General features: G+C 37.4%; 6 protein-coding genes. 4 read left to right on the top strand and 2 right to left on the bottom strand.

Annotated features, from left to right (window positions below; translation table 11 throughout):
• A partial coding sequence (locus P9B04_RS12320; RefSeq protein WP_342055288.1) for a hypothetical protein occupies positions 1-393 on the top strand: 393 nt, incomplete at its 5' end.
• Positions 394-423: 30 nt separating this feature from the next.
• On the opposite strand, the gene P9B04_RS12315 is transcribed toward P9B04_RS12320, so the two are convergent.
• Positions 424-648 carry a hypothetical protein gene (locus P9B04_RS12315; RefSeq protein ID WP_342055287.1) on the bottom strand — a complete coding sequence of 75 codons (225 nt, stop codon included), beginning with the start codon at positions 646-648 and terminating at the stop codon, positions 424-426.
• A gap of 402 nt (positions 649-1,050) precedes the next feature.
• On the opposite strand from P9B04_RS12315, the gene P9B04_RS12310 reads away from it, so the two are divergent.
• A complete protein-coding gene (locus P9B04_RS12310) occupies positions 1,051-4,185 on the top strand; it encodes a DEAD/DEAH box helicase (RefSeq protein WP_342055286.1) in 3,135 nt (1,044 codons plus the stop codon).
• Positions 4,186-4,222: 37 nt separating this feature from the next.
• The gene (locus tag P9B04_RS12305) at positions 4,223-5,062 is read left to right on the top strand and encodes an SWIM zinc finger family protein (protein ID WP_342055285.1); all 840 of its coding nucleotides are present in this window, start codon (positions 4,223-4,225) and stop codon (positions 5,060-5,062) included.
• Positions 5,063-5,244: 182 nt separating this feature from the next.
• On the opposite strand, the gene P9B04_RS12300 is transcribed toward P9B04_RS12305, so the two are convergent.
• A complete protein-coding gene (locus P9B04_RS12300; protein ID WP_342055284.1) occupies positions 5,245-5,751 on the bottom strand; it encodes a GNAT family N-acetyltransferase in 507 nt (168 codons plus the stop codon).
• A 24-nt stretch (positions 5,752-5,775) separates the two neighbouring features.
• Here P9B04_RS12300 and P9B04_RS12295 point away from each other — a divergent pair, with 24 nt between their 5' ends.
• Positions 5,776-6,402: an esterase/lipase family protein gene (locus P9B04_RS12295; protein WP_342055283.1), complete on the top strand. Its 627-nt coding sequence runs from the start codon at positions 5,776-5,778 to the stop codon at positions 6,400-6,402.
• Positions 6,403-6,479: the final 77 nt, after the last annotated feature.

The raw sequence follows: 6,479 nt of genomic DNA, 5'->3' as shown, positions 1-6,479 counted from the left end.
GGCTCAATTTATGCTAAAAGTGTTACCCAAAAAACCCTATTTTTGAACGGCCCCTCTTTTCTAGAGAGACTTAAAGCGGCTAACTTGACAGTTGAAGAATTTAGAAAATTATTTCAAGACGAAATCTTGATTGAGGTACTTGATGGAGGAATAATTTCTTCTGGCTGTGATGAAAAGTGTTTTTACACATATTGGGGACCAAGCCTTTACCTTCGACATAAACTTCGGGAGATAATACTGGGAAATTATCCTTTACTTGGTTCGGGTACCAAAGAAGAGTTGATAATATCTTCTGAAGTTTTTGATACCTTTTTTGCTGATTGTTACAAGCACATTTATATTTCTTCATGGAAACTTAGCTTGCTCGAAGAAATTATCATTGAGCGATCATAGTTTTTATCTCCTTAAGGTCCTTGCCTCGACTCACTTTTGTCTCTGTATCGGTATTATCCCTTTAATTTCGTAAAAATAGTCTGTCCCCACTAAAGCCACTAACATTTCAGCAACTTGGGTTCCTGCTGCTGCTTCTGATATTTCGGCAAAACCATACTTATCTGAAATTTCCCAATGGCCTAAACGAGAAGAACGTCGACACTTAAATTTTCCTAATCCATAAGCAATTTCTGCTGTTCCTTGATAACCATCCACTTGACCATTGAACTGTGACTGCTGACAAAGTTCACGGATTTCTGAATGCAGATGAACAGGTATGGAGTTGATGGTATTAGCCGATGGTTAAATTTTGGCTAATTAATAAGCGATCGCTTATCCAAGGCGAATCGCACCTTAGCCTGTGCGCCCCTTGACTCTTAGTTAGTAACGATATCTGGGAACTGCTGATAGTGAAGCTTACAAAGAAATGGTTAAAGCGATCCCACGGGGATCGGGCGAAGCCAGCGCGCACGTCGCAACGAGATGAGCGCGACTGGAGAGGAAGTTGTCCAAACTAGACAAGAGAGAAAAAAATCCCCAACAGTGCTAACATTTTGGATATTATCGATTGCCTATTGGTAAGGAAAGGATGTTTGGAAAAAGAAGAGGAGACAGACAATGAAAATTCTTCATGGAACCTGGATTCCCCAAACTACCAATGATTTTAGAAGTGGTGGCGGTTTTTTCTTGTGGGTCGAAACGGATAGTATCTTAAAAGGACGTAGAAAAGCTAAAGAACAGAGACATCCTAGACAATTGCGCCCTCCTGAGTTACAAACCTTCTTTGGCCAACAATTAGGTTTAGAAAAAACCAATAGTGATTTAACCAGACTATCTATTGAAACAAAATATTTCATCTTACCGAGTACCTCAGACACTCCTTTGCCTTCTATTGAATTAGGACGTTATCTCGAACAAGATTTCTCAGAAGCCTTAGAATGGAAACAGTGGGAGATAGACTGTTACCCTCTTCTAAAAGTTATCAAAAGTCTCAATGATTTACATTTCTTATGTCAATATCAGTCTCAGGAAGTTCAATTAGGAGCGGACTTACTTTTTTGGTATCACTACAGCCAACGTTTGAAACAAATTATTCTCAAAGATAACTATATTCCTTCTCTAAAATATCAAGAAAAACTTATTGGGAAAGGAAAGAAAAAAAAGAAAGGTTTTGAAATTTATCCAGTTTTTGAGTTTGTAACTCAGCATTATGAACAGTTAATTAGACAATCTAGGGACTATATGCCTTTGGCTTGCATCTCAGGCATGAGCGAACTGAATGAAACTCTAAGTATGTATGACAAAGAAACATTACTGCGTCATTTTTCCGAGAATATTCTCAATGAAGTGGTCAAAAATACACCGATTCCAGGGACGTTTGCTAAAAAATTTAAGGGGGTAAAATTACTTGAAGATTGTTTAAAGGTTCCTGAAGAGAGTCAAGCTCCAACAGAAGCTGAGGAATTAGAACATTACCAAAAATGGCAACAATGGCGACAGACATTAACTCAAGCTGAACTTGATGAAAAGTTTAATTTGTGTTTTCAATTGATAGAAGCCGATGAATCTCAACCTGATTATTGGCAAGTGAAATTTGTTACCACCGCCACCGCCGACCCTTCTTTCAAGGTCTCCTTAGAAGATTATTGGAACAGCAGTCGTCCTCAACAAAAAAAGATTCAAAAACAATTCGGTCAAAGCTTTGAGAGGGAAGTATTACTGAATTTGGGTTATGCTGCGCGAATTTATCCCCCCATTTGGCAAGGTTTAGAAACAGACCAACCGTTGGGGTTTTCCTTAACCAATAGTGAAGCCTTTAATTTTCTTCAGGAACAGGCGTGGGTTTTAGAAGATGCTGGCTATAAGGTGATTGTCCCTTCCTGGTGGACTCCCAGTGGCCGTCAGCGAGCGAAATTGCGTTTGAGGGCTTCTCAGAAAAAATCTGGGGCTTCTTCATCATCGAAGGGTTATTTTCAACTCGATACCATTATTCAGTATCAATACGAATTATCCATAGGAGATCAACTCCTTACTCCTGAAGAATGGGAGCAGTTAGTATCAGCAAAAACCCCCCTGGTCAAATTTCGGGGACAGTGGATGGAATTAAACCCCGAAAAAATGCAGCAAATGTTAGAGTTTTGGCAAAAAAATCAGCAATCTAACCCTCAATTGACTCTTTTAGAATTGTTGCAAAAATCTAGCGAAATGACTGAGGAGTTGGATATAGAATTAGATAAGAATTTAGGGGTAATGATGCAGCAATTAAGTTCCCCCAGTTCTTTGACACTCATTGATAATCCTCGTCAATTTCAAGGAACTTTAAGAGAATATCAAAAACGGGGAGTTTCTTGGATTCAATATCTCGAACAATTGGGCTTAAATGGTTGTTTAGCTGATGATATGGGCTTAGGAAAAACCGTACAAGTGATTGGGAGATTAGTAACTGAAAGAGAAGGAAAAAATAAGGTTAATCCTACTTTATTAATTGCCCCCACTTCTGTGGTGGGAAACTGGCAAAAAGAAATTGAAAAATTTGCCCCCCAGTTGAAGGTAATGGTACATCACGGTAGTTTGAGAGTTAAAGAAGCCGATGAATTTGAGAAACAAAGTTTGGAACAAGATGTGGTCATTACTTCCTTCACTTTAGCTAGAAAAGATGCGAAGCTTTTTCAATCTTTAACTTGGCATCGAATTGTCCTCGATGAAGCGCAAAATATTAAGAATCCCAAAGCAGCCCAAACAAAAGCGATTCTCAAACTTCAATCTCATTGTCGTTTAGCTTTAACCGGAACCCCTGTAGAAAATCGCCTCCTAGATTTATGGTCAATCTTTAATTTTCTCAATCCAGGTTATTTAGGAAAAGAAAGTCATTTTCGTAAAGTGTTTGAGTTACCTATTCAAAAAGATAATAATCAAACCCAGTCCATTATTCTCAAAAAACTGGTACAGCCTTTCATTTTACGTCGCCTCAAAACCGATCAACAGATTATTAAAGATTTACCTGATAAAGTTGAACATAAACAGTATTGTAACTTAACTAAAGAACAGGCTTCTTTATATGAAGCAGTCGTTAAAGATGTCTTAGAAAAACTTGAAGATACGGAAGGAATTCAGCGTAAAGGGTTAATTCTTTCTACCTTATTAAGACTGAAGCAAATTTGTAATCATCCCCGACAATTTTTACAAGATAATAGTGATTTCCTTCCCACTCGTTCTCATAAGTTGGAACGATTGGGAGAAATGCTTGAAGAAATCATGGCAGAAGGGGACAGTTTTTTGATTTTTACTCAATTTACCGAAATTGGAGAAGCTTTAAAAACTTATCTTAAACAGACACTTTACTATAATACTTATTATATTCATGGGGGAACCAATCGCCAGAAAAGAGAGCAAATGATTACTCAATTTCAAGACCCTAATACACCCCCATCTGCTTTTATTTTATCTCTGAAAGCTGGTGGGGTCGGCATTACTTTAACCAAAGCTAATCATGTCTTTCATTTTGATCGTTGGTGGAATCCTGCGGTGGAAGAACAAGCTACGGATAGAGCCTTTAGAATTGGTCAAAAGAAAAATGTTTTTGTCCATAAATTTGTTACATTAGGAACCATTGAAGAAAGAATTGATGTCATGATAGAAGATAAGAAAAAGATGGCATCTTCTATTGTGGGCAGCGATGAGTCTTGGTTAACGAAGTTAGATAATGAGACTTTTAAACAATTGATTACCTTAAACAAACAAACTGTTCTTTAGTTTCTTAAATTGATTATTTTTTCTTTCTCAAATTACTATGGCACAATTCAGTCAAACTTGGTGGGGACAACGTTTTATTGAGGCTCTCGAAACCTTTACGGAGTCTAATCGATTGGGTCGAGGTCGTTCTTATGCTCGTAATGGCAAAATCAAAAGTTATCAAATTAAAGATGGGAAAATTACCGCTCAGGTCAGAGGGTCTGTTAATCCTTACTTTGGTGTGTATAAAGAACCTTTATACAATACTACAATCGAAATTAAGACCATTTCTCGCAGTGATTGGTCAAAAGTTATTGCCACTATTGCCTCAAAAGCCAGTTGGGTCTCTAAATTATTAATGAATGAAGTCCCTGATAATATTGAGTCCGCTTTTCAACCCCTAAAATTACATTTACTTCCTCATAACCGTAAAGACTTTAAAACTTCTTGTTCTTGTCCTGATCATTCAAATCCTTGTAAACATATTGCAGGAGTTTATTATTTGATTGCTGCTCAATTAGATCAAGATCCTTTTCTCCTTTTTGAATTAAGGGGCATAACTCGTGAAGCTTTACAATTGGAGTTAGAAAAATCTCCTTTAGGTCGTGCTTTAGGGGAGTCTCTAAAATCTCAACCTCTTTCTGCTCAACCCGTAGAGTCTTATTACACTCAACCTCAACCAATCCCCCTTCCCCAAGTCAATTCCCTTCAAGATTATTGGTTAGGAACTAAGCCTTTACCCCAAACCATTGAACCCTCTTCTGAGCCTAGCATTGCTGCTATTTTAGTCAAAAAGGGAGGGGATTATCCTGCTTTTTGGGGTAGGGATAATTCTTTTCTTGAAGTTATGGAAGAATTTTATGAGCGAGTCCGAACTAAAAATAAGGATTTAGGATAAAGAAGTAATAAAAACTAAGAAACTAAAGAATAAAGATGATTATCCATAAAGACGTTTTTTGATGCTGGTGGCGTATCTCACTATAGCGGCTCATCTTGATGTTGAATTACAACTAGATTTTTTCTTCACCATCACCATTTGAGAAGCTTAATCAGAAAAACCATTAATTTTCAACATAAAGCTTAAAAATAACGTCTCATCAAAACTGCTTCAATTTGACAATACTCTTTTAAGATAATCTCAATATTTTTTACAGATTTAAAGCCTAAAGCACGATAAAAACCTTCTGCATTTAAACTAGAAAAACATTCAAAACACTTAATTTGTGACATTTTAGCTTCCTTTTCACACCTTTCATAAATTTTGCGTCCAATGGTTCGACGAATCCATTGGGGATGACTGGCAAAATGTCGAATATGTCCTAAACCTGTTTCTATTTCTCTGCTACTCGGTTTTTCTTTTGTCCATCCACCACAACCAATTATTCGTTTATCCTTGTTTTCAGCTACATAAAATGTCCCTGATGATAACAAAGAAGCATTAGCTTTTGTTATGAGTGGCAAAATACCAGAAAGATGTTTCTCAGGGTATCGAGATTTCATTAAAATCGGATAAGATGCTTTTAATAATTTGGTGACCCCCTCTTGATCGTCTACAGAAGCGATTCTAATTTTGAAATCCGTTGACATAGTGTTCTTTTTTAGATTTATTAGATGAAAATACTACTGATTCATGGTCTTAGTCGAACCCCGTTATCCTTACTGAATCTTGAGTCTTACTTGCAACAAAAAGGAGCAAAAACTGAACAGTTTGGCTATCTTGCCTTTGCTGAAAGTTTTGACAGTATTGTTGAGCGTCTCTATGTACATTGTCAAGCCATCGCCGAAAAAGAACCTTATGCAATTGTTGCCCATTCTCTAGGTGGGTTATTAATACGGGCTGCACTGGCTAATAATTCAATTAAGTTGCCCTCACAGATTGTTATGCTAGGAACTCCCCACCAGCCTCCTCGTTTAGCCCCCATTGCTTGGAAATTGCACCCCTTCCGATGGTGGACTCGTCAGTGTGGATTTAATTTAACTAACCCTGCTTTCTTTAAATCTCTCCCCAGATTGACATCTCCCTACACAATCATAGCCGGAACATTAGGGCCGACTGGAGTATGGAGTCCTTTTGGAAATGAACTCAACGATGGGATTGTGGCTGTGAGTGAAACCTTATTATCTGAGCTTGACGATGTTATTGAATTACCCGTCTGGCATACCTTTATGATGAATAATTCTACTGTAAAAAAAATAGTGGCTAAAGCATTAGAGCTTGATAAAAATGTTGATAATTAGCCCAAAAAATTCCGTTTAACGGTTAACCTGCATTATTCATGAAAGAATTGAGAAAAAGCCTGAAAGCCTTATGCAAT

Origin of the sequence: Crocosphaera sp. Alani8 (assembly GCF_038442745.1) — a bacterium.
Taxonomy (GTDB): domain Bacteria; phylum Cyanobacteriota; class Cyanobacteriia; order Cyanobacteriales; family Microcystaceae; genus Crocosphaera.
This window is presented reverse-complemented; position numbering and strand designations above follow the sequence as displayed.

Excerpts from the sequence above, each read along its gene's own strand:
- P9B04_RS12300 (WP_342055284.1), bottom strand. The coding sequence starts at position 5,751 with ATGTCAACGGATTTCAAAATTAGAATCGCTTCTGTAGACGATCAAGAG.
- P9B04_RS12310 (WP_342055286.1), top strand. The coding sequence starts at position 1,051 with ATGAAAATTCTTCATGGAACCTGGATTCCCCAAACTACCAATGATTTT.
- P9B04_RS12305 (WP_342055285.1), top strand. The coding sequence starts at position 4,223 with ATGGCACAATTCAGTCAAACTTGGTGGGGACAACGTTTTATTGAGGCT.
- P9B04_RS12295 (WP_342055283.1), top strand. The coding sequence starts at position 5,776 with ATGAAAATACTACTGATTCATGGTCTTAGTCGAACCCCGTTATCCTTA.